Genomic DNA, 20,992 nt, shown 5'->3' with positions numbered 1-20,992 from the left:
ATCGGCGCGACAGGTGGCAGGACCTGACAAGCCAACAGATGGCCGGCGTCGAGCCATGTCCTATGCTTGAAGCCATGGCCAACGCCGCCCGAATCAACCCGCAGCAACTCGCCTGGATGCGCGAGCGCGCCGGCCTGACGGTTGATGCCGCCGCCCGCGCCAGCGGCGTGCCGATGCAGCGTTTCGAGGCCTGGGAATCGGGCGATGCCGCGCCCACCTTGCTGCAAGCCGTGAAGCTGGCGGCTGCGCTGCATGCACCGCTCGGCTACCTGTTCCTGTCGCAGGCACCCGATGAGGCCTTGCCGATTCCCGACCTGCGCACCGTCGACAGCCACGCGGCGCCACGCCTGTCGCTGAACCTCCAGGACACGATCCGGACGGCCCTGCAGCGGCAGGCCTGGTATGCCGATCACCTTCGCGAAACCGGCGACGACACTCCCTTGCCCTTCGTTGGCCGGATGAGGACGCAGACACGCGCCGAGCTGATCGCTGCGGACATGCACGCCACGCTGACGCCCCGGACCCAGCAGCCCGATGGCCGCCCCGCCGACCCGATGCAGGCGCTTATCGAAGCCGCCGAGCGTTGCGGCGTGCTGGTCATGCGCAGCGGCTGCGTCGGCAGCGACACCCACCGCACGCTCGACGTGGCCGAGTTCCGAGGCTTCGCCATCGTCGACCCGTTGGCCCCGCTGGTGTTCGTCAACCTCGCAGACGCCCCGACCGCCCGGCTGTTCACACTCGTCCACGAACTGGCCCACATCTGGATCGGCAGCAGCGGCGTGTCTGACCTGCAACCCGGCAACCATCGGGCGGTGGAGCGGTTGTGCAATGCGGTGGCGGGGGAGTTTCTGGCGCCGGGGGAGGGCTTCATCAAACGTTGGAACGCTGCGGGCGACGTGGATGTCACGACACGTGCCGCCCGAATCGCAAAGGCCTTGCACGTCAGCGCTCAGGTGGTCATGCGACGGGCTCTGGACCTGAGCTTGATCTCGCAGGACGTCTGGCGGGAACACTACCTCGCCGAATTGCAGCGCTTTCGCGATCAAGTCGGAGGGGCGGGCAATTACTACCGCAACGTCAGCGCCAAGAACAGCAAGCGCTTTGCCCGTGCCGTGCTGGCCGAAGCCCTGAGCGGTCGGCTGCTGCTGCGCGACGCGGGGCAATTGCTGGGCATGCAGCCATCGAAGCTGCAACGACTCGCCAAGGAACTGGATACATGAGATTCCTGCGCGACAGCAACACCTTCATCGAAGCCAAGAACCGGTACTACCGGCCCGAGTTCTGTCCGGCCTATTGGGACTGGCTGCTGGACGCGCATGCTGTCGGCGAACTCGCCAGCATCGAACGGGTCGGCGACGAACTGCGGCGCGGCCATGACGATCTGGCTGAATGGGCGCGTCACCACCGGGACTTCTTCGTCGATGTCACCGACGAAGCGACGCAAGTGGCTTACTCGGAGGTCGTCAACCACGTGGCCAGCGCTCAAGTCGGGATGCGCAGCGGCGCGCTGGCAGAGTTTCTCTCCGGTGCCGACCCCTGGTTGATCGCCAAGGCCCGCGCCACTGGCGCGACCATCGTCACCCACGAACGCAGCAACAGCGCCAGCCGTCGCAAGTTCCTGATCCCGAACGTGGCGGCCAGCTTCGGCGTTGCCTGCCTCGACACCTTCGACCTGCTGGGCCGCTCGGGCGCTCGCTTCGTGCTGGCCGCTTGAGGACCATCACACCCGCCCCAACCCGAGCCTCCTCATGCACATCACCATCCTCACCTTCGACGGCTACAACGAGCTCGATTCCCTGATCGCGCTGGGCGTGCTCAACCGCGTCAAGGTGCCGGGCTGGCGCGTGTCGCTGGCCTGTCCGACGGCCACGGTGACGTCGATGAACGGCGTGACCGTGCACGCGCAGGCCACGCTGGAAGAGGCGGCGCAGGCCGATGCGGTGATCGTGGGCAGCGGCATCAAGACCCGCGACATCGCCGCCGATCCGGCCCTGATGGCGCGCCTGAACCTGGACCCGCAGCGCCAACTGATCGGCGCGCAGTGTTCCGGCACCTTGCTGCTGGCTCGCCTTGGCCTGGTCGACGGCGTGCCCGCCTGCACCGATCTGCTGACCAAGCCGTGGGTGCAGGAAGCCGGCGTGGCCGTGCTGGACCAACCCTTCTTCGCCCGCGGCAACGTCGCCACGGCCGGCGGCTGCCTGGCCTCGCCCTACCTCGCCGCCTGGCTGATCGCCCGCCTGCAAGGCGAGGACGCCGCCCGCAGCGCCTTGCACGACGTCGCGCCGGTGGGGGAGAAGGAGAGCTATGTGGCGCGGGCGATGGGGGTGATCGGGCCGTATCTGGCGGTTGGCGACCAATGAGGCAGGTGCGCCAGCACCTCTCTTAGCTTGAACTTAAGGCGGACCGGCCAAAGTCAAAATTGACTTGCCTCAGGCTCCGTGAAGATGGGATGATTTCCCACATCAGAAGGAGGAAGTGCTCCTTTTGCCCCAATCTTCAGGAGCCTACCCATGTCCAGGACCCATCGACACCACGCCCGTCGCAGCCCTCTTCTCGCCTGTTCAGGCGTGGCGCTTGCCGCATCACTCATGCTGACCGCCTGCGGCGGCGGCAATTCCACCAGCGTCGTGGGTGCCTCGGGGTCGAGCGCTGCCGGCACGATCACCGGCTTCGGCTCGGTCATCACCAACGGCGTGCGCTATGAGCTGAACAGCACCACCGTGGTCGACGAAAGCACCGGCACGTCGAGCAACTGCAGCGACAACGCCAGCAACTGCGGCCTGAAGATGGGCATGGAGGTCGAGATCGAAGGCGACGACGTGCGCTCGTCCGGTGACGGCACGACACCGACATCGGTGGCCCGGTCGATCCACGTCGGATCGTCGATCCGCGGACCGGTCAGCAGCCTGTCGACCGACGGCAACACGCTGGTCGTGTTGGGCCAGACCATCGCCCTGACGACCAGCACGCGCTTTGACGGCGGCGTCCAGCCGGCCGTGGGCGACATCGTCGAGGTGCATGGTCTGGTCGACCGATCGGTGACGCCCAGCCAGATCTCGGCCAGCCTGGTCGAGGTCAAGAGCGGCCCGGTCGCCAGCTACCGTCTGCGCGGTCGTTTCGACAAGGTGGCCGGCGCCATCGGCGGCGAACCGATGTCCTTCGGGACGCTGACCGCCGAAGACCTGGCGCGCTACAACGCCGCCACCGACGGCCAGTTTGTGCGCGTCAAGCTGTCGACCACACCCGATGCGCAAGGTCGCTGGGTGGTGATGTCCTTCAAGTCCAGCGAACGCTCCTACGGCCGCGATGACCAGGGCAAGCACACGGAGCAGGAGGGCTTCATCGAGTTGGTCGTGACCCAGCCCTCGGCAGGCACGATCGGCGTCGTGGTAAGTGGCTTCAGCGTGAACGGCATCAGCGTCAGCCTGCCCAGCGGCTTCGACGCTGTCGACGGCGGAACCCTGGACCAACTGCAGGTCGGTGCCCGCGTGGAGGTCGAAGGCACGGTGGTCGACGGTGTGCTCGTCGCCAGCAAGATCGAGTTCAAGAAGGCCCGCAAGCGATCCGAACGCGGCCTGGACGACAGCGCCTCATCGCAGGAGTTTGAAATGCACGGCACCCTCGAGCTCGGCACCGCGCCGAACACCCTGGTCGTCCGCGGCCTGACCTTCGACCTGAGCGACACCGCCGCCATCGTGCTGCCCGCTGGCGTCACCCTCGACGACGTGCTGAGCTGGGCCCGTCAGGGCAAGACCGTCGAGGTCAAGGGCTACTTGATGGCCGACGGCAACACCTACAAGCTCAAGCGCATCAAGCTCGAAAGCCGCCCCGCCACATCCGCCCTGGCCGCCTCGGCCCGCGCCGTCGGAACGGGCCTGAACCCCTGATCGCCCGCTCGTCCACCTGACCCCCCGGATGCCCGCCCTCGGGCACACCGTTCGCGCCCGAATCGTTCATTCCCTTCAACCTGGGTGCAAGCCCTCGGCATTTGCCGAGGGTTTTTTTTTATGGGTCACGGCTTGTTGGCTTTCAGGCCTCCTGCGTCACCCCGAACGCCCCACGAAACCGCACCACCACGCGCCACCAGCAACACGCTCAACGCCCCCGCATCCCGCAACGCCCGCACGATCAGATGCTCGGTCTGCTGGATGTGCGGGTGTTTCGCAAAGGCGGCGCGGGATTCGGGGTGGATGGGGTGGGCATGTGCCGGTCTGAATTGACCATTCTGCGAACGTTCATATTCGCCAGAAGAAGTTCACCCCCCTGATCAAGTGAGCCCAGATGGTGTGTGATGGTTTTCACGGAATCCACCCACCTCGCGCCGCGCCGGGGCCATTTGTTGCACTGCACATCGATGCGGGCGGTGTTTTTGGAGCGGCTTGTAGTCCGAGGTGGGGCTGTGTGCCATCCCCAATGCGGGTGATGAAGTGCAAATGTGGCTGGCGCCCAATTAAATCACGTTGCTGCTTGCTGGAAGTCTCGGTGAAACGGCGTGGATCAACCGGGACGAACAGGGGAGTCGGATGTCGGCAAACGATTGGCTAATCAGCCTGCAATTGGGCGTGGTCGCGAGAGCGATCGGGCAATTGGTGAGGGCGGTTGTCGGCTTGGGCAAGAAAGCTTGGTCGGTAGAGGCCCTGAAAATGGCACGCAGAAAGGACGGCAATAGAACCAAAAAATATTCGATACCGCGATACCTTCAAGTTTCGAAATTCGGCTCTTTACGTATTGAGGCAAGAATGAACACAAAGTCTAACATTGGACTATTTTTGGCTGCTCTTCTCACCAGCGGTTGCGCAACCCCGGCCAATTGGCCGTGGAAGGCAGGAGGCACTGTCAGCGCTCCAAAAATTTGCGCAAATAACGCTTGCACAGAAGGCGAAGCGGCATCAGCTTTTTTGCAAGCCAGCATATTCTGTCGGGACGTACATAATTACTACGAAAACAAGGACGGCGACGCGAGCAATGTCCGCATGGGCGTTACCGCGCTTGGTGTGTTTGCAGGCGCCGTCTTCGCGCCGATAACATCGGGCGCGACAGCCACCGCCTGGTCAAGCCTTTCCGGGGCAACAAACGGCATTAATTCTGCCATTGACTCTTCGTTCTCTCAGGCAATACAGGCCAACAGAAGAATGCAGGTGGTCTCAGCTGCAAGCGAAGGTCAAAATCAATACGCGCAGGCAGGTGATGCAAATAAGAAGGTCGTCACAGCTGTAAACATGGCTTTGAATTGCTCATTGGCGCCGGCAAAAGCCGACGCTCTTTCCTTTAATGCAATAAGTCGATCTCAACAGGGCCCCCAGACATCGCCAACTCAACCGGTAGCCGTAGGGGTCAATCTAGAACCACCAAGCCCGGCGGCCTCAAAATAGACACACATCCCACCCATCCGCCTTATCTGAGCCAAGTCCGCACAGCCAAGTTGCAGAGGCATTGGCGCAGAACCTTCGAATCGCACATGCAACATCTGGCCGAGGCCGCCAAGACCCATGTCATCGGCGTCGTCATGCGCAGGGGCATGCCCTTGCCGATGTTCTTGATGACACCGGCGCTGCGTGATCCGGCCAGCATGCAGGCGCTGAGCGCGGCGTCAACGCGATGAAGGTCCTTGCGTGCATCGCCCTGTCCACCTTGCTGACCACCCTCAGCCAGACGCCAGCGTGCGCCTGGAAACCGAGCGATACGGCCGATGAGATCGAACTCGACGGGAAGCCCGGTGAGGTGTGTCGCCGCCGCTGGGCCGGGCACCTGAGCCTACATCCGGACATGTATGACCGGAGGCCGTCCGGGTCGACGCTGGATCGATGTCATCCGGCCAGGGGCATGAGCGAGGCGCGATGGCGCATCCGGGGTGAGCGACTGCAGTTGCTGCACGCATCGGTCACGCAGTGCGACGGTCGCCGCAAGGTGGTGGACCTGGGGCGATTCGGCAGGTCCGCGCGCGGCCCGGTCGACGCCACCTGGTACACCGGGGTGGTCTATGTGGCACAGGGCAAGCCGACCCACTCGGGCCAGCCTGTGCAGCAGGACAAGCGCTGCATCGCCCTGGTGATCGAACGCGGCCGGGTGCGCAGCCGCACCACCCTGGATCAGGCGCCGACACCAAGATGGTAGACAGGCAAGACATGGCGTTGACGCCGCTGGCGTCGTGGCGCGGGCGGGGCCTGTTGTCGGGCATGGGCGTGCTTGCCACGGCCGTCGCCGTTGTTGCCGCCATCGTCACCGCCCGCGCGGCGCAGGCTTGGGGGCACGACCCGGACGTGATCGAGCTCGACGGCGAGGTCAGCGAGATCGATGCGATCGGCATCGAGCCGCTGGAGGATCGGATCCGAAAACGACAGCTCATGCAACACAAAGAGGACCTGCAAGCGTTGGAGCAGGGACGCCCCGAAGGCCCAAGGTGTGCCGTCACCGGCAAGGGCTACAAGGCCCATTGGCACGTCCGGGATGGTGAGTTGCAGCTGGTGCGCGTCGTCATCGATCCCTGTCTGGACCTGGGCAAGCCCTTCGACGTGCGGGAGTTCGGTCGCTACGGCGAGTCGCCCGCCCGAGCGCACGGCTACACCGGCCACGTCATCGTGCCGCGCGGCCAGCCGATCGGCGAGGTCGACGGCGAGCCGCAGCATCGGACCCATGTGGTGCTGATCGTGCAGCGCGGACAGGTGCTGTCGCGCACGGTGATCGGTGCGATGCGATGAGCCGCTGGTCAACGTGCCGTTGACGCTGGCGATCTTGGTGGTGCGGCTGGGCTGCAGGGGCCGATGTTCCCGGTCTTCATCGGATCAGGGTCAAGCCGCAACCACCCGCCGACGCCACACCGCCATGCCCAGATGCCCGGCCACGCCGGCTCCGATCAGCATCAGGCTGCCGAGGGTCCAGATCACCCAGGCCAGCACGGTGACACCGCCGGCCAGCACCGGGGCCGTTTCCAGCACGGCTTGGACGAAGGGCGCGAGGTCGGCCAGCATGGCAGGCACGGCCTGCACGATCTCTTGCGGAACCCAGATCGCCAGCCATTCCGGAAGGCGCAAGGCACCGACGCCCGAGGCGGCGCCGCCCAGGTCACCGGCGTGACTGAGGGTCCACACGCTGACCGCGTTGAGCGCCCAGACGGTGAAGGACCACAGGGCGAGCAGGACGACGGTGACGGACCAGACGAGGGCGTAGGACATGGTGTGGCTTCCCGAGTTGTCGAAAACCCGCAAGTCTCGCGGCAGACCGGCTTCGGAGAAACCGGCCTGCGGAGAAGCCTGGCTGCGGGTTTTGCGAAGTCTCAGGGCCTCACTGCTGCTTCGAGCCTTCACCCAGACGCCGGCCCAGCGACACCGCATAGGGCGCCGCGCGGGCGGCCAACATCGGGTCGGCGGACGGCTCCACGCCCTTGGGCAAGGCGGTCGGGTTGAAGGTGAGGTCCAGGCAGGCGCCGCCCGCATCCGGCGAGACCGAGGTCAGCCGCAGCGTGCCCAGCGTCACCTTGCGGCGGCCTTCGGGCAGCGGCACGGTGGCGCTGTCCAGACGGTCACCGGCCTGTGCCAGTTCGAGGTTGAAGTTGAAGGCGACCTGGCCGTCGCGCACCCGCTGGCGCAGGTCGTCGAACAGGAAGCTCGGGCCCTTGGCCTTGGCCTCGTCGTCGCTCAGGCCCATCACGCCGCCGACCGGCTCGAAGACCCATTTGCCGAACTGGCGGTCGCCCTTGGCATTGACGAAGGCGAAGGCGTGCACGCCCCAGTAGTTCAGCGTCGTGAAGCTGGCCGGCACCGGTTGCGACGCGAAATAGCGGCCCTGCAGCAGGACCTCCGGGTTGGCATCGGCAAAGGCCTTGACCTTGGCGGGATCGGCCGCCTTGGTGGCCGGATCCGGCCGCAGCGACTCGACGCGGCCCAGCATCTGGGCTGGCGTTGACGCGCCGAAGACGGGCGACGAGATGTTGCCCATCTGCCAGACCTCGCCGCCCGGCAGGTTGAACTGCAGCGCCATGTTGCGCTGGCCGCGGGTGTTGTCGGTCGCCTTCGGATTGGCCCCGCCGACCGAATAACGCACGATCACCGGCACCGCCTGGCCAGAGAACGCGGACGCGCTGGACAAGGCCCGCCCATCGGCCGAGCCGATGAACTCGCCCATCGCGCAGATGCCCTTGGCGCCCGAGCGGCGGTAGCCCTCGAACTTGCCGTTGGTGGCCTCGAAGGCGTCGACCAGCCGTGTCGGATCGACCGGCGTCATGTCGGCCGCATGGACCGGCAAGCCAGCCGCCAGCAAGGCAGAGACGGCCGATGCGCGCAGGGCCAGGTTCAGGGTGGACGAACGGAAACGGTGCTGCAGGTCGTGAGTCATGGTTCGGGTGCCTCGTATCAATCGGTGGTGAAAACCGCCCCGCCGGATGCCCGTCCAGAGCATGCCCATCAGGCGGCTGAGCGTCGGTCGAGGGTGGTGCGAGGTTCTTACGCGGACTCGGCTAGCTTGAAGGTCGTCCGCACGCCCAGGGTCCAGCCGGCGGAGCTTCAGCGGCGCCGCTTGCTCTGCGGTACAGCGCGCGCCGAACCGGTCAGATGTGCGAAATCTGCACGCTGCGGTCAGCGCACCCCCGACAGAATCAGGCCGCGACGGGGGATGCACCTCCGCGCAGGGAGAACTCATGGGCATCCACGATCGTGACTACTACCGGGATCACCACCGGCAGCAGCGCGGCGCTCGGCAAGGTCAGCAAGGACAGCAGCGCAAGGCCGACCCGCTTCGCTCGTTCCCACAACCGCAGCAACTGCGCCCGCACCTGGACCCGTCCCGCTGGCGCGGCGCAACGGCCCGCTCGCCCTGGATGTTGTGGTGCGGCCTGATCCTCGGCGGGCTGCTGGTCGCCTTCGTCATCGGCGGCCTGAGACGACAACAGCCCTTCCCGTCACCCGGCACCGTCCACTGGTATGTCGCCGACACCCCCGGCCCGACGGCCCCTCTGACGCTGCAGGCGCCGTACACCGGCCCGGCCGATTTCGCCGTCCGCCTCGACCACTGGGACACCCACGCGGCCGTCGCGCTGGTGCCGATCCGCTCAGGCCAGTCCACCTCTCTGGACATGCCGCTGGGCCGCTATCGCATGACCATCATGAAGGGCCTGATCTGGCAGGGGCCGGGCAAGTTGTTCCACATCACGACGGATGCCCGCGAGGTGGTCGAGCCGATCGAGTTCACGCGGGTGGGGAACAACTTCAGCGGGCACACGATCCAGTTGGAGACGCTGGGGGGGAATATGGATACGCGCAGGGCGAGGTGAGGCGTGGAGTAAACGACGTCAATATCATTGATCTATTGAATGGGGCTTGAAATGGATAAATTGGCACTTGCAATCCTTGTCGCACTGCCTCTACTGGCATCTGACGCAATCGCGCAAAGCGCGTACAAGTGCGACGCAGGGAACGGAAAGTTCACCTATTCCGACAGACCTTGCCCGCCATCCAATAAGCAGCGTGAAGTAAATGTCACTGGCAATACGCTCAACGCATCAGAGTCGCGGGAGTTGCTGTTGCGAGAAGAGAACGAGCGACTGCAACGAGAAAACATCGAATTGCGTCAACAGCGCGCACCGCAACAGCAACTTGATCGCTCGCCAGAAAGGCAGGCGAATATGCCGCTGACAGAGGAATGCAAGCAAGCCAAACGAAGCTATGAGGTGCTTGCTAGCTCATATGCTCCGAAGAAGAAGGAACTGGAGGCCAGGCGAAGCGAGATGTTTATTGCTTGCGGACAGAAGGAGCCGGACACAATCATCATTCGACCGCAAGGCATTACTCGCCCGTGCGGCGACAACAGGGACTTCAATTGCGTTCGAAACTGAGGCAACTGCATTCATTGACTTGCTAAAGGAGGCACTCAGCAGCCTTGCTCAAGTAACCGAGAGTGCAATAAAGGAATGAAATGATCCTCTTCATCGCTCTTTTGCATGCTATTCCAATAATACTAATTGCTCATCTAAAAAATAGCAAGCCTCTCGTCTGGGCGATGGCAATTTTTATGGCATATATTGCCATTGAGCTTGGCGGATCATCATACACAGGTGTCGATTTGCTGATTGTCGCGATCGGCACTTGGTTTGCACTGAAAATGGTCAATCCGAAAGAGACCCAAGAAAGTATTTCAGAGCCTTTCAGCAAGAAGGTCGAAAATCCAGAGAACAAAACAAGTTGGCTCCGCGTGGTGGCCATGCTACTAGCAGCATTTGTCCTGTTAGTTGTTGTCGCCAAGTTCAGTGCGGATGCGACATCATCTTATCCGCAGTCGGGGCCTGTAGCGCCGCCGACCATTAACCGTGCGCCGTTAAAGCCCAATCTACCCATCGGGGCACCTGTTCAGAAAGATCCACCCACAACTCAGGCGACAGCTTCCGAGAAAACACCAAACATTCAAGATTGCCTGAAAATAGTAAACGAAAAGAAAATGATCAAATGCCTCGAAGTTGCGAAGTAAAGACCCCCGAGGCCCACGAACTGATCACCGCACAAACGCCAACGGCCCGAAGCACAGGCACCGAGCCGTCGATGGACGCGTTCTCGCTGGATTGAAGGGTGGGGGGTGGTAGGCCGTGTTGTTCTTGAACCAACGACCCTAGGGTTCCGGTTTGTGCCCGTTTCCGGACTCCCTGGACTATGCTTTCGTAGTATCCAATGCCTGCCGCGGAGGCGGCGGATCGCAGGGAGATCCTTGTATATAAGTTAGGCCTTGGCGGGCGGTTGAATCGGTGTTTTGTAGACACTGAGTCTTTCAGGATCTGACTGGGCGACTTGGAACAACGCCTTCGTGATATGTGTCAGTAGCCTTTGGAGCAGACCCTCGATCGGACGCAAGTCTGACTCTTCGAGGTGTAGTGATTCGCTGTACTTCAGTACTGGCAACCCAATTGCTGAATCGTTAAATGGCGCGAGCACTACCCCCCGATAATGCATGTAGTCTTCATCCGAGTGCGCAACCACTTTTTGACGCAACGAGACAATCTTGTCCTTTAACTGGGTGTCTTTGCTATCGAGCCTCACACCGATAGCCTTCAGTCCCAAAGTAGTCTGGCCTCTACTCATCTCAAACGGTCGAGCAAAGGAGACGATGAAGCTGGTTTCATAGCAGCGCAATCTTCGCAATTCGACCGGGCTGTACTTCGCTTGGAAGTCGCAATCTTCAATCAGGAAGGTCAGTGCGGACAGCGCTTGCTGGAAGTCCCAGTTTGAGTAGATCAGTCGGTGTAACTGTGCGTCCGTCAATGAAACGGCTGAAGTTCTATTGTTCACGACTGCACGAGGCTCATAATACATCTCTCCGAAGTCGGTCGCCGAAGTTAACTGGCGCCAGAGCGCGCAGCACACTAGTCTCTAGTTGGACGACCAGTTGGAGCCGGGATGACTCCCCAGTTTGAGATGCAAATCAACTGATTGGCTTGTTATACGATAGGGCCGCCCATAGGTTTGAGCTACTCCCACGGCCACTTCCCCCCGCCAACTTTAAACGCGACTGCAGCCACTGACGCAAATGCAGAAGCGAGTGCTGCAATGATACTAGTGAACTGAGAAAAGGTAAGCATCCCGAGTAGCTTAGAAATTGAAACTCGTGCGAGGTCTACTTCTTTGGGATGAGGCACGGATGACTGTTTTGCGGCCTGCTCCTCAACAAGGCGCTTCCAAGATTCAGCAAATCCAGAGAACTTTTCTGAGTTGATGTCGGCGGTAGAAAAATCTGTCCATAGCACTTTCCAGTCGTACTTGCCTTCGAGGAGCCCGTCGTCCCGTAACCCGTGCTCGCAGATCACGAGTAGCGGCAAGCCTCTTCCGTAGGCCATTGCTGCCTCAATTTGATTCCAGACTGTCGGGAGTCGAACGTGCTGAAGTGGGGATGATTCATTGTTCTTCTTGTACTCAACACCAGATGCAAATTCATAGCGGGTGAAAGCTACCACTACAACTCCATGGCACTCATCAATAACTTTGCGAATCGCGCGCAGTGGCTGTTCAGATGACCATTCGTTCTTCTCCATTTGGCGAGGCGAAAGCCCGATGGCCTTGACAAGCGAAAATATCTGATCTGTGGCTGCACGCTGCACTTCCGTGCCATTGCTGCCAACGCTGATGAATACTTTTGGCTTTTCCATGGCGAACGCAGACCTTTTGGTGTTTGATAGCGGTCTAACAGGGATGCCCATGTAGTGTTACAAACGACCTCACACTATCGCCTAGAACGCCAACAGTCGTCCGGATCGGGTTCGCCTAACATGACCCGTGGGTACGTCGCATCTGACCCCTAAGGCTGTACGTTTATACAGAATTGCAATTGCTGTCAGGCGCGGCGTTTGCTACCGATTTTGTCGACAGTCCGCCGCTTTGCCAAGTGAGGCAATCATGGTGTCCACGGGGCGACTTCTTGGGTAAGCGGGGACGGTCCAGCGACCTGAGGCGGTGGCCTCAACACGGCTGACCGCGAAATTCGATCGACTGCAGCAACGATTCCGCGAGTGCATCCCGACAACTCGCACCCCTCAAACGCCAACGGCCCGATGCACAGGCACCGAGCCGTCGATGAACACTTCCTCGCGGGTGGAGTGGGTGGGGTGGTAGGCCGCGTTGGACTTGAACCAACGACCAAAGTATTCCGGTTTGTGCCCGTTTCCGGACTCCCTGGACCATGCCTTCGCCGTGGACCCGGGAGGGTCTGTAGGCGGGCACCGTGCTGGGCTCGCAGTTGCTCTGCCCCCGGTGAGCCGTCAGGTATCGCCGAACACGAGACGTGTACGCGGATGCTTTCGCCTCCAGGGCACAACTTTCGGCTTGAGTCGTCTACCTTGTCCAACTCAGCAAACGGCACACCCCACAAACACCAACGGCCCGATGCATCGCATCGAGCCGTCATATCCAACCATCCTGAAACCGTGTCCTGGTAGGCCCCCCGGGAGTCGAACCCGGCACCAACGGATTATGAGTCCGCTGCTCTAACCAAGCATGAGCTAGAGGCCCGCGGGCGGGAGTGTACGAGGGGGTTCAGTCGGCCTTGAAGCCGGTGGCCTTGACGACGGTGGACCAGCGGGTGGCTTCGGACTTGAGCATGCGCTCGGTGTCGGACCGGGTGCTGCCGATGACGGTGAAGCCGGCTTCCTGGAGCTTTTGGCGGACCTCGGGGCTCTGAATGGCGGCCACCGTCTGGCGGTTCAGGAGGTCGAGCGTGCCGGTAGGTGTGCCGGTGGGGACCAGGACGGCGAACCAGGCGGAGAAGTCGGCCTTGGGGTAGCCGGACTCGGTGAAGGTGGGCACGTCGGGCAGCAGCGGCGAGCGTTCGGCGGCGGTCGTGGCCAGGGCGCGCATCTTGCCGCCCTTGACCTGGGCCATGGCCAGCGCGGTGGAGACAAAGGCGCCCTTGACGTCGCCGGTGATGATGGCGCTGATGGCGTCGCCGGTGGCGCGGTAGTGGACCGGTTCGACGGCGAAGCCGGCGAGGCTGCCGAACACCTCGGCGCCGAAGTGGCCGGGGGTGCCGGCGCCGAAGGTGCCGATGTTGACCTTGTCCTTCTGGGCCTTGGCGGCGCTGACGAAGTCGGCCACGCTGCGCGACGGCGAGTCGGCCGGGACCACCAGCACGAAGTCCGAGCGCACCACCTCGGCCACGCCCTGCAGGTCACGCGCGGGGTCGTAGGGCAGCTTGCCGTAGGCGGCCGGGGAGATGCTGATCGAGCCGACCTCGCCGAGCAGCAGGGTGTAGCCGTCGGCGGGCGAGCGGGCCACCGCCTGGGCGGCGATCTGGCCGCCGGCGCCGGCGCGGTTGTCCACCACCACCTGCTGCTTGAGCAGGTCGCCCAGCTTCTGGCCCAGGTGACGGGCGACGACGTCCGGGCCGCTGCCGGGCGGGAAGCCCACCACCAGCTTGACCTGACGGTCCGGGTAGGTCTGGGCCGCGACGGGTGCGGACGCGGCCAGGACGGCGGCGGCGCAGGCGGTCAGCAGGGCAAGGCGGCGGGTGCGCATGGGCAGGCTCCTCTTGAAGTGCGAGGCAGTGTGCCGCGCGCCTGCCGATGACCTGTCATCCCAGAGGTGGACAGGCCAGCCGCCGGGCTGGCCGGTTCACTGGCGTGGCAGCAGGGCCGCGAACAGCTCGCTCTTGAAGTGCATGCCCAGGCGCTCGAAGGCGCGGGCGCGGTAGGTCTTGACGGTGGCCAGCGACAGGCCGAGGTCGGCGGCGATGCCGTCGTAGCTCCAGCCGCGCAAGAGGCGCTCGCAGACGTCGAGTTCGCGCTCGGTCAGCGTTGGGCAGCGGGCCTGCAGCAGGGTGCGGGGTGAGGTCGTGTCGGCGGCGGGCGCGGCGGACGGGGCTGACACGTCGACGGCGGGCGCGACCGGGCGCAGGCGCAGATGGCGCTGCACACAGGCCAGCAGCAACGGCGCCAGGCCGGCGAAGCCTTCGATCTCGCCGGGGCTGAAGCGGCCCTGGTGGTCGTGGTGGTAGAGGTTGACGGCGAACACCTCGGCGTCGTCCGGGCGTGTCACGACGGACAGCCGTTCCAGCATGCCGTGGCGACGGTAGATCGCCTCGCGGTGGTCGGCACTGGGCGCCTCGTCGGCATGCATGCGCAGGACGGCGGCATGGCCCGGGCGCACGGCGTCGAAGCTGCGGTCGGCCCGGTACAGGCCGGCGCGGTAGGCCGCGAAACAGTGCCGCGTGGTGTCGGGCACGCCCAGGCTGGCCGACAGATGCAGCACCGGCGCCTGTTGCCGCCGCACCTGGTAGACCGACCACGACGCCGCGCGCAGCTGGGCGGTGTTGAGCGCGCCGAGCGCACGTTCGGCGAAGTCGGGCTCGCCGATGGCCTGGACCACGTCGCTGAAGCCGGCGGCCCAGGCCGGGCCGGTGCGGGAGTCAAGGGGCAGGACGGTCATGGGGATGGGCGGAGGCGGGTGGCGCAGGGGATGGCGAGGGGCGAGTCCAGCGTCATCCTCTGGGATGACCGCACACGCTGGGCGAGGCGGGCGAGCGGCGGCATGATGCCCACGGTGCCTCCCCCGCTGTCCATCCTGACTGACCCTCGCCCGATGAATCCCTTGCCCGCACCCCCCGTGCTGTTGCCGATGACCCAGGTGGTCTGCGAGGTCTTGCCGCTGGTCACACTCGGCCCGGCCAAACATGGCGAGCGCCGCTATGTGCCCTTGGGCGGCGGGACGGTGCGGGGGCCGGAGCTCAACGGCACGCTGGTCGACGGCGGGGTTGACTGGCAGATCCTGCGTGCCGACGGCGTGCTGGAGATCGCCGCGCACTATGTGATCCGGGCCGACGACGGCGGGCTGATCGAGGTGCAGAGCGACGGCCTGCGGCACGGTCCGGCCGAGGTGATGGCGCGGCTGGCACGCGGTGAGGCGGTCGAGCCGGATGCGTATTTCTTCCGCACCCTCGTGCGCTTCACCACCGGGGCGCCGGCCTGGCTGCACCTGAACCGGGTGATGGCGCTGGCGGTGGGTCAGCGCGAGGCCAGCCGGGTCAGGCTGGACTTCTACCGCATCACCTGAGCGGGCCTTGGGCGCGGCCGGCGGTGCTCAGCCGGGCTTCTGGCTCAGGGCGTTGCCCACCAGCCGCGAGGTGATGTCGACGATCTGGATCATGCGGTCGTAGGCCATGCGGGTCGGGCCGATGACGCCGAGCGTGCCGACGATCTGGCCGTCGATCTCGTAGGGGGCGGACACGATCGAGAGTTCCTCGATCGGGACGACGCCGCTTTCGCCGCCGATGTAGATGCTGACGCCTTCGGCGCGGCTGGAGCCGTCGAGCAGGCGCAGCAGCTGGGTCTTGTGCTCGAACAGGTCGAACATCTTGCGGATCGAGCCGAGGTCGGTGCCGAAGTCCTGCACGTCCAGCAGCTTGCGTTCGCCCGAGACGATGACCTGGTCGGCGTCCTCATGGACCGCGTCGCTGCCGGCCTGGACGGCGGCCTGCATCAGCACGCCGATCTCGCCGCGCAGGGCGTCGACCTCGTTCTTCAGGCGCTCGCGCACGGCCTCGATGCTCTGGCCGGCGTAGTGGGCGTTGAGGTAGTTGGTCGCCTCGACCAGCTGTCCCTGGGTGTAGTCGTGGGCGGTGAACAGCACGCGGTTCTGCACATCGCCATCGGGCGAGACCAGGATCAGCAGCACGCGGCGCTCGCCCAGGCGCAGGAACTCCATGTGGCGGAACACGCTGGCCTTGCGCGGCGCGGTGACGACGCCGACGAACTGGCTCAGGTTGGACAACATCTGCGCCGCATGGGCGATGACGCGCTTGGGCTGGTCGGGCTGCAGCTGCTCGTCCAGCATGACGCCGCCCTGCATCGACGCGGGCGCGACGCCGCGCCGGGTCGTCAGCATGGTGTCGACAAAGATGCGGTAGCCGCGTGCGGTCGGGATGCGGCCCGCCGAGGTGTGCGGGCTGGCGATCAGGCCGAGTTCCTCGAGGTCGGACATCACGTTGCGGATGGTGGCCGGCGAGAGTTCGAGCCCCGAGGTCTTGGACAGGGTGCGCGAGCCCACCGGCTGGCCGTCGGCGATGTAGCGCTCCACAAGGGTCTTGAGCAGCATCTTGGCGCGGTCGTCGAGCATGGGCCGATTTTAGGAGGCAGGCCGCTCGGGCCGCCGCTGCGTTGGACACCCTTTCCAAAGGGGATGTCACGGGGCGGAAACACCGATGGCGACGGGGGTCTGCACGGCCGATCCGTCACAGGCCCTGTGGTGTAATTTCCCGATGACCTCCCGCTTCCGTCATGCCGCGCTCGTGGGCAAGTACCAATCGCACGGCATGCGCCCGCTGCTCGAGGACATCGCCCATGTGCTGACGCGGCGCGGGCTGGAGGTCTCGGTCGAGCAGGCCACCGCGCAGGCCACCGGCATCACCGGTTACCCGGCCCTGACGGCCGACGACCTGGGTCGCAGCTGCGACCTGGCCATCGTGGTGGGGGGCGACGGCACGATGCTGGGCATCGCCCGCCACCTGGCCCGCTACGGCGTGCCGATGGTGGGCATCAACATGGGCCGGCTGGGCTTCATCACCGACGTGCCGGTGCAGCAGCTGCACCACGCGTTGAACGCGGTGCTGTCGGGCGACTTCGAGGAAGAGTCCCGCGCCATGCTGCAGGGCCGCGTGTTGCGCGGTGGCGAGCCGATCTACGAGGCGGTCGCGATGAACGACGTGGTGCTGCGCAGCGGCGCCACCGCGATGATGGAACTGCGCGTGGCGGTCGACGGCCAGTTCGTTGCCAACTTCCGCGCCGACGGCCTGATCCTGGCCTCGCCGACGGGCTCGACGGCCTACGCGCTGTCGGCCGGCGGGCCCATCCTGCATCCCGGCGTTGCCGGCTGGCTGATGGTGCCGATCGCCTCGCACATGCTGTCGACCCGCCCGATCGTGCTGCCCGACACCGGCGAGGTCACGATCGAGGTGGTGTCGGGCCGCGAGCCCAGCGTCAACTTCGACATGCAGTCGCTGGCCAGCCTGCTGCACGGCGACCGCATCAGCGTGCGGCGTTCGGCGCACCGGGTGCGCTTCCTGCATCCGCCCGGCTGGAACTACTACGCCACGCTGCGCCACAAGCTGCACTGGAACGAGGGCGCCATGCCCGCCAGCCACGACGGCGGCGGCGCCCCGACCTGAGACCCGATCGACACCCCATGCTCAAGCGACTGACCCTGCGCGACTTCGTCATCGTCGACGCGCTCGAAGTGGATTTCGGCACCGGCTTCTGCGTGCTGACCGGCGAGACCGGCGCGGGCAAGTCCATCCTGATCGACGCGCTGCAGCTCGCGCTGGGCGGGCGTGGCGATGCGGGCGTGGTGCGTGAAGGCGCCGCGCGCACCGAGATCGGCGCCGAGTTCGAGCCCGTGCCGGCCTCGCTGCATGGCTGGCTGGACGAGGCCGGCTTCGCGTCCGACGACAGCGCCTTGCTGCTGCGCCGCTCGGTCGACGCCCAGGGCAAGAGCCGCGCCTGGATCAACGGCAGCCCGGCCACGCTGACCCAGCTGCGTGAACTTGGCGAGCACCTGGTCGACATCCACGGCCAGCACGCCTGGCAGAGCCTGACGCGGCCGGTGTCGGTGCGCGCCCTTCTCGATGCCTACGCGGGCGCGGACACCGCCGCACTGGGCAAGGCCTGGGCCGAATGGCGGGCTCAGCAAGGCCTGCTGGACGCCGCCCGGGCGCGCGGCGACGAACTCGCGCGAGAGCGCGAACGGCTGGCCTGGCAGATCGGCGAGCTGGCCAAGCTGGCACCCGGCGAGGACGAGTGGCCCGAGCTGAACGGCGAACACCAGCGCCTGGCCCATGCCCAGGGCATCCTGGACGCCACCCAGCTGGCGCTGCAGCTGTGCAGCGAGGCCGACGAGAGCGCGGCCACGCTGGTCGACCGGGCCGTCGACGCGATCGAGGGCGTGGCCGGCTACGACGCCACGCTGGGCAATGCGCTGGAGGTCCTGCGCGGCGTGCGCGACCAGTTGTCCGACGCCGCCCACAGCCTGAACGCGACGCTGCGCCGCACCGAACTCGACCCGGATCGGCTGGGCGAGGTCGATGCCCGCATGTCGGCCTGGATGGGTCTGGCGCGGCGCTACCGCCGCCCGCCCGAGGAGCTGGCGTCGACGCTGGCCGGCTGGCAGGACGAGTTGCGCGCGCTCGAGGCCGCGACCGACCTGGCAGCGCTCGAACAGGCCGCCGCCCGCAGCCATGCCCGTGTGCTCGACGAGGCCCGCGCCATCACCGCGCTGCGCCGGCTGGCCGCGCCGAAGCTGTCGGACGCGGTCAGCGCGGCGATGCAGACGCTGGGCATGTCCGGTGGCCGCTTCGAGGTCGTGCTCGAGCCGCTGGCCGAGGTGCAGGCGCATGGTCTGGAGGCGGCCGAGTTCCGCGTCGCCGGGCATGCCGGCAGCACGCCGCGCCCGCTCGGCAAGGTCGCCTCAGGCGGCGAGCTGTCGCGCATCGCGCTGGCGATTGCGGTGACGACCAGCCAGCTGCGCATGGACCAGGGCGAGGCGGCCGGCACGCTGATCTTCGACGAGATCGATTCGGGCGTCGGCGGCGCGGTGGCCGAGACGGTCGGCCGGCTGATGCGCCAGCTGGGCGCGCAGCGGCAGGTGCTGGCCGTCACCCACCTGGCCCAGGTCGCCGCCTGCGCGCAGCAGCATCTGGTCGTCAGCAAGGCCGCACGTGATGGCCGCACGCTCAGCCGCATCGCGCCGGTGGCCGGCGAGGCCCGTGTGGCCGAGATCGCCCGGATGCTGGGCGGCCAGCAACTCTCGGGCGCCGGCCTCGCCCACGCACAGGAAATGCTCAGCGCTGCGGCGCGGGCGTCCTGATGCCCCGTCATCTTCCGCCGCTTCCCGCCGTCATGACGTCCCCGACCCCAAGCCAACCCCCGAGCCCGCCAATAACCCAGGCGACAAGCGCCACGACGCCGATGGCCCGACCGAAGCTGGAGCGCGCACGCCTGTCCGAGCCGGTCATCCTGATCTCCGGCATCTCGGGCTCGGGCAAGTCGGTGGCGCTGGCCGCGCTGGAGGATGCCGGCTACTTCTGCGTCGACAACCTGCCGCCCGAGCTGCTGCCCGAGTTCATCCGGCTGCAGCGCCAGCGCGAGGTCAGCCACATCGCTGTCGCGGTGGACGTGCGCAATGCCGCGTCGCTGCCGCGCCTGTTGCCGCTGGTCGACCAGTTGCGCCGCGAAGGCACGCGGGTGTTGCCGATCTTCCTGGAGTCGCGCACCGACACGCTGGTCAAGCGCTACTCCGAGACGCGGCGGCGCCATCCGCTGTCGACCCGGCAGGACAGCGGCGGCACCTCCCATACCGCCTTGTTCGAGGCCATCGAGACCGAACGTGCGCTGCTGGCCGATGTGCACGCCATCGCCACCGTGATCGACACCAGCGACCTGCGTCCGGCCCAGCTGCGCGCGTGGGTGCGCCAGCTGGTCGGCGCGGCCCACAGCGCGCTGACGCTGATCTTCGAGTCCTTCGCCTTCAAGCACGGCGTGCCGCGCGACGCCGACCTGGTCTACGACCTGCGCGTGCTGCCCAACCCGCATTACGTGCGCGAGCTGCGCGCGCTGACCGGCCGTGACGCGGGCGTCGTCACCTTCATGCAGGCGCAGCCCGAGGCGGCCGAGATGCTCGACCAGATCGAGGCTTTCCTCGATCGCTGGCTGCCGTCCTACGGCATGGACCAGCGCAGCTACCTGACCGTGGCGCTGGGCTGCACCGGCGGTCAGCACCGCTCGGTCTATGGCGTGGAGACGCTGGCGGCGCGCTTTCGTGAGCGCATCCCGACCCTCATCCGGCACCGCGAGCTCGAAGCCAAGGAACACGGCCTGTGAGCGCCGGCACGCCCGCGTCGCCCCCCGAGCTGCCGCTGCATGCGCTGCCGCTGTTCCCGCTCGGCACGGTCTTGTTTCCGGATGGGCTGCTGAGCCTGAAGGTGTTCGAGGCGCGCTACCTCGACCTGATGGGCTGGTGCCTGCGCGAGGGCAAGGGCTTTGGCGTGGTCACGCTGATCCAGGGCGGCGAGGTGCGCGGCGCGACCCAGGACGGCGTGCGCTTCGAGGCCGTGGGCTGTCTGGCGACCATCGCCGATTGCGACGCCGACCAGCCCGGCATCCTGCAGGTGCGCTGCCACGGTGGCCGCCGCTTCGAGCTGGATGGCGCCAGCCAGCGCCCCGACGGCCTCTGGACCGCCGCCCGCGCCACGCTGCTGGCGGCCGATGAGACCGCCGCCCCGCTGCCCGAACACGCCGGCTCGGTCGCCGCGCTGCGTCGCGCCGTGGTGGCCCTTGACGAGCGCGGCGACGCCCCGTTCCGGTTGCCGCTGCGCTATGACGATGCCGGCTGGGTCGCCAACCGCTGGTGCGAGATCCTGCCGATCCCCCTGCCGACCCGCCACAAGCTGATGGCCCTGCCCGACCCTGTCGCAAGGCTGGGGCTGGTGGACGGCTTCCTCAGACGACACAAGATCGTCTGAGGGGGCGCGGGATCGGCTC

General features: G+C 65.8%; 23 protein-coding genes and 1 tRNA gene. 16 read left to right on the top strand and 8 right to left on the bottom strand.

The features are described 5' to 3' along the window. Window positions 1–74 precede the first annotated feature (74 nt). The 8 genes from EV685_RS13815 to EV685_RS13780 all read left to right on the top strand — a co-directional run bounded on the left by EV685_RS13815 (window position 75) and on the right by EV685_RS13780 (window position 6,698). Window positions 75–1,220 carry an ImmA/IrrE family metallo-endopeptidase gene (locus tag EV685_RS13815; protein WP_130482617.1) on the top strand — a complete coding sequence of 382 codons (1,146 nt, stop codon included), beginning with the start codon at window positions 75–77 and terminating at the stop codon, window positions 1,218–1,220. After that, complete coding sequence (locus EV685_RS13810; protein WP_130482616.1) at window positions 1,217–1,714, top strand: DUF4411 family protein; 498 nt, start codon at window positions 1,217–1,219, stop codon at window positions 1,712–1,714. Before EV685_RS13815 ends, EV685_RS13810 begins: the two co-directional genes overlap by 4 nt. Before the next feature lie 34 nt (window positions 1,715–1,748). Next, window positions 1,749–2,360 carry a DJ-1/PfpI family protein gene (locus EV685_RS13805; protein WP_130482615.1) on the top strand — a complete coding sequence of 204 codons (612 nt, stop codon included), beginning with the start codon at window positions 1,749–1,751 and terminating at the stop codon, window positions 2,358–2,360. Window positions 2,361–2,588: 228 nt separating this feature from the next. Further along, the gene (locus tag EV685_RS13800; protein WP_130482614.1) at window positions 2,589–3,887 is read left to right on the top strand and encodes a DUF5666 domain-containing protein; all 1,299 of its coding nucleotides are present in this window, start codon (window positions 2,589–2,591) and stop codon (window positions 3,885–3,887) included. Window positions 3,888–4,460: 573 nt separating this feature from the next. Beyond that, window positions 4,461–5,372 (top strand): hypothetical protein, encoded by a 912-nt coding sequence (locus EV685_RS13790; RefSeq protein ID WP_130482613.1) that lies wholly within the window; start codon window positions 4,461–4,463, stop codon window positions 5,370–5,372. A gap of 86 nt (window positions 5,373–5,458) precedes the next feature. Continuing rightward, a complete protein-coding gene (locus EV685_RS20650) occupies window positions 5,459–5,602 on the top strand; it encodes a hypothetical protein (RefSeq protein ID WP_165396801.1) in 144 nt (47 codons plus the stop codon). A 29-nt stretch (window positions 5,603–5,631) separates the two neighbouring features. Next, window positions 5,632–6,114: a hypothetical protein gene (locus EV685_RS13785; RefSeq protein ID WP_130482612.1), complete on the top strand. Its 483-nt coding sequence runs from the start codon at window positions 5,632–5,634 to the stop codon at window positions 6,112–6,114. A 17-nt stretch (window positions 6,115–6,131) separates the two neighbouring features. Continuing rightward, window positions 6,132–6,698 (top strand): hypothetical protein, encoded by a 567-nt coding sequence (locus EV685_RS13780; RefSeq protein ID WP_130482611.1) that lies wholly within the window; start codon window positions 6,132–6,134, stop codon window positions 6,696–6,698. Window positions 6,699–6,788: 90 nt separating this feature from the next. Here EV685_RS13780 and EV685_RS13775 read toward each other — a convergent pair whose 3' ends face one another. After that, window positions 6,789–7,172 (bottom strand): hypothetical protein, encoded by a 384-nt coding sequence (locus EV685_RS13775; RefSeq protein WP_130482610.1) that lies wholly within the window; start codon window positions 7,170–7,172, stop codon window positions 6,789–6,791. Between the two features lie 109 nt (window positions 7,173–7,281). Then, a complete protein-coding gene (locus EV685_RS13770) occupies window positions 7,282–8,331 on the bottom strand; it encodes a catalase family peroxidase (RefSeq protein WP_165396800.1) in 1,050 nt (349 codons plus the stop codon). Between the two features lie 301 nt (window positions 8,332–8,632). Between EV685_RS13770 and EV685_RS13765 the strand changes: the two genes are divergently transcribed. The 3 genes from EV685_RS13765 (at window position 8,633) to EV685_RS13755 (ending at window position 10,455) form a co-directional block, all read left to right on the top strand. Further along, entirely contained in the window at window positions 8,633–9,265 is a 633-nt protein-coding gene (locus EV685_RS13765) for a hypothetical protein (RefSeq protein WP_130482609.1), read from the top strand. A 39-nt stretch (window positions 9,266–9,304) separates the two neighbouring features. Further along, complete coding sequence (locus tag EV685_RS13760) at window positions 9,305–9,826, top strand: DUF4124 domain-containing protein (RefSeq protein WP_130482608.1); 522 nt, start codon at window positions 9,305–9,307, stop codon at window positions 9,824–9,826. A gap of 80 nt (window positions 9,827–9,906) precedes the next feature. Then, window positions 9,907–10,455 carry a hypothetical protein gene (locus tag EV685_RS13755; protein ID WP_130482607.1) on the top strand — a complete coding sequence of 183 codons (549 nt, stop codon included), beginning with the start codon at window positions 9,907–9,909 and terminating at the stop codon, window positions 10,453–10,455. A 245-nt stretch (window positions 10,456–10,700) separates the two neighbouring features. Here the strand turns inward: EV685_RS13755 and EV685_RS13750 are convergent, their stop codons facing one another. From EV685_RS13750 to EV685_RS13730, 5 genes are all read right to left on the bottom strand, one after another. Beyond that, a complete protein-coding gene (locus EV685_RS13750; RefSeq protein WP_242615587.1) occupies window positions 10,701–11,267 on the bottom strand; it encodes a hypothetical protein in 567 nt (188 codons plus the stop codon). Between the two features lie 179 nt (window positions 11,268–11,446). Continuing rightward, window positions 11,447–12,121, bottom strand: a complete 675-nt coding sequence (locus tag EV685_RS13745) for a hypothetical protein (RefSeq protein WP_130482605.1) — start codon at window positions 12,119–12,121, stop codon at window positions 11,447–11,449. A 780-nt stretch (window positions 12,122–12,901) separates the two neighbouring features. Beyond that, window positions 12,902–12,980, bottom strand: a tRNA-Ile gene (locus EV685_RS13740). Window positions 12,981–13,004: 24 nt separating this feature from the next. After that, window positions 13,005–13,982, bottom strand: a complete 978-nt coding sequence (locus tag EV685_RS13735) for a Bug family tripartite tricarboxylate transporter substrate binding protein (protein WP_130482604.1) — start codon at window positions 13,980–13,982, stop codon at window positions 13,005–13,007. Window positions 13,983–14,078: 96 nt separating this feature from the next. Then, on the bottom strand, window positions 14,079–14,891 hold the full coding sequence (locus tag EV685_RS13730; RefSeq protein ID WP_130482603.1) for a helix-turn-helix transcriptional regulator: 813 nt from the start codon (window positions 14,889–14,891) through the stop codon (window positions 14,079–14,081). Between the two features lie 153 nt (window positions 14,892–15,044). Between EV685_RS13730 and EV685_RS13725 the strand changes: the two genes are divergently transcribed. Next, window positions 15,045–15,515 (top strand): DUF3237 family protein, encoded by a 471-nt coding sequence (locus EV685_RS13725; protein WP_130482602.1) that lies wholly within the window; start codon window positions 15,045–15,047, stop codon window positions 15,513–15,515. A gap of 27 nt (window positions 15,516–15,542) precedes the next feature. Here the strand turns inward: EV685_RS13725 and hrcA are convergent, their stop codons facing one another. After that, window positions 15,543–16,577: a heat-inducible transcriptional repressor HrcA gene (hrcA, locus tag EV685_RS13720; RefSeq protein ID WP_130482601.1), complete on the bottom strand. Its 1,035-nt coding sequence runs from the start codon at window positions 16,575–16,577 to the stop codon at window positions 15,543–15,545. Between the two features lie 142 nt (window positions 16,578–16,719). On the opposite strand from hrcA, the gene EV685_RS13715 reads away from it, so the two are divergent. The 4 genes from EV685_RS13715 (at window position 16,720) to EV685_RS13700 (ending at window position 20,973) form a co-directional block, all read left to right on the top strand. Continuing rightward, window positions 16,720–17,625, top strand: a complete 906-nt coding sequence (locus EV685_RS13715) for an NAD kinase (protein WP_130482600.1) — start codon at window positions 16,720–16,722, stop codon at window positions 17,623–17,625. A gap of 17 nt (window positions 17,626–17,642) precedes the next feature. Continuing rightward, entirely contained in the window at window positions 17,643–19,319 is a 1,677-nt protein-coding gene (gene recN / locus EV685_RS13710) for a DNA repair protein RecN (protein WP_130482599.1), read from the top strand. Between the two features lie 101 nt (window positions 19,320–19,420). Next, window positions 19,421–20,332 (top strand): RNase adapter RapZ, encoded by a 912-nt coding sequence (gene rapZ, locus EV685_RS13705; RefSeq protein WP_130482598.1) that lies wholly within the window; start codon window positions 19,421–19,423, stop codon window positions 20,330–20,332. Beyond that, window positions 20,329–20,973, top strand: coding sequence for an LON peptidase substrate-binding domain-containing protein (locus EV685_RS13700; protein WP_242615586.1), 645 nt, complete (start codon window positions 20,329–20,331; stop codon window positions 20,971–20,973). Before rapZ ends, EV685_RS13700 begins: the two co-directional genes overlap by 4 nt. The last annotated feature ends 19 nt before the right edge of the window (window positions 20,974–20,992 follow it).

Source organism: Sphaerotilus mobilis (assembly GCF_004216565.1).
Taxonomy (GTDB): Bacteria; Pseudomonadota; Gammaproteobacteria; order Burkholderiales; family Burkholderiaceae_C; genus Sphaerotilus; species Sphaerotilus mobilis.
The sequence above is the reverse complement of the archived record's forward strand: the minus strand, read 5'-3'. Positions and strand labels throughout refer to the sequence as shown.

Excerpts from the sequence above, each read along its gene's own strand:
- EV685_RS13815 (WP_130482617.1), top strand. The coding sequence starts at position 75 with ATGGCCAACGCCGCCCGAATCAACCCGCAGCAACTCGCCTGGATGCGC.
- EV685_RS13810 (WP_130482616.1), top strand. The coding sequence starts at position 1,217 with ATGAGATTCCTGCGCGACAGCAACACCTTCATCGAAGCCAAGAACCGG.
- EV685_RS13805 (WP_130482615.1), top strand. The coding sequence starts at position 1,749 with ATGCACATCACCATCCTCACCTTCGACGGCTACAACGAGCTCGATTCC.
- EV685_RS13800 (WP_130482614.1), top strand. The coding sequence starts at position 2,589 with ATGCTGACCGCCTGCGGCGGCGGCAATTCCACCAGCGTCGTGGGTGCC.
- EV685_RS20650 (WP_165396801.1), top strand. The coding sequence starts at position 5,459 with ATGCAACATCTGGCCGAGGCCGCCAAGACCCATGTCATCGGCGTCGTC.
- EV685_RS13775 (WP_130482610.1), bottom strand. The coding sequence starts at position 7,172 with ATGTCCTACGCCCTCGTCTGGTCCGTCACCGTCGTCCTGCTCGCCCTG.
- EV685_RS13770 (WP_165396800.1), bottom strand. The coding sequence starts at position 8,331 with ATGACTCACGACCTGCAGCACCGTTTCCGTTCGTCCACCCTGAACCTG.
- EV685_RS13765 (WP_130482609.1), top strand. The coding sequence starts at position 8,633 with ATGGGCATCCACGATCGTGACTACTACCGGGATCACCACCGGCAGCAG.
- EV685_RS13760 (WP_130482608.1), top strand. The coding sequence starts at position 9,305 with ATGGGGCTTGAAATGGATAAATTGGCACTTGCAATCCTTGTCGCACTG.
- EV685_RS13755 (WP_130482607.1), top strand. The coding sequence starts at position 9,907 with ATGATCCTCTTCATCGCTCTTTTGCATGCTATTCCAATAATACTAATT.
- EV685_RS13745 (WP_130482605.1), bottom strand. The coding sequence starts at position 12,121 with ATGGAAAAGCCAAAAGTATTCATCAGCGTTGGCAGCAATGGCACGGAA.
- EV685_RS13735 (WP_130482604.1), bottom strand. The coding sequence starts at position 13,982 with ATGCGCACCCGCCGCCTTGCCCTGCTGACCGCCTGCGCCGCCGCCGTC.
- EV685_RS13730 (WP_130482603.1), bottom strand. The coding sequence starts at position 14,891 with ATGACCGTCCTGCCCCTTGACTCCCGCACCGGCCCGGCCTGGGCCGCC.
- EV685_RS13725 (WP_130482602.1), top strand. The coding sequence starts at position 15,045 with ATGAATCCCTTGCCCGCACCCCCCGTGCTGTTGCCGATGACCCAGGTG.
- hrcA (WP_130482601.1), bottom strand. The coding sequence starts at position 16,577 with ATGCTCGACGACCGCGCCAAGATGCTGCTCAAGACCCTTGTGGAGCGC.
- EV685_RS13715 (WP_130482600.1), top strand. The coding sequence starts at position 16,720 with ATGACCTCCCGCTTCCGTCATGCCGCGCTCGTGGGCAAGTACCAATCG.
- recN (WP_130482599.1), top strand. The coding sequence starts at position 17,643 with ATGCTCAAGCGACTGACCCTGCGCGACTTCGTCATCGTCGACGCGCTC.
- rapZ (WP_130482598.1), top strand. The coding sequence starts at position 19,421 with ATGGCCCGACCGAAGCTGGAGCGCGCACGCCTGTCCGAGCCGGTCATC.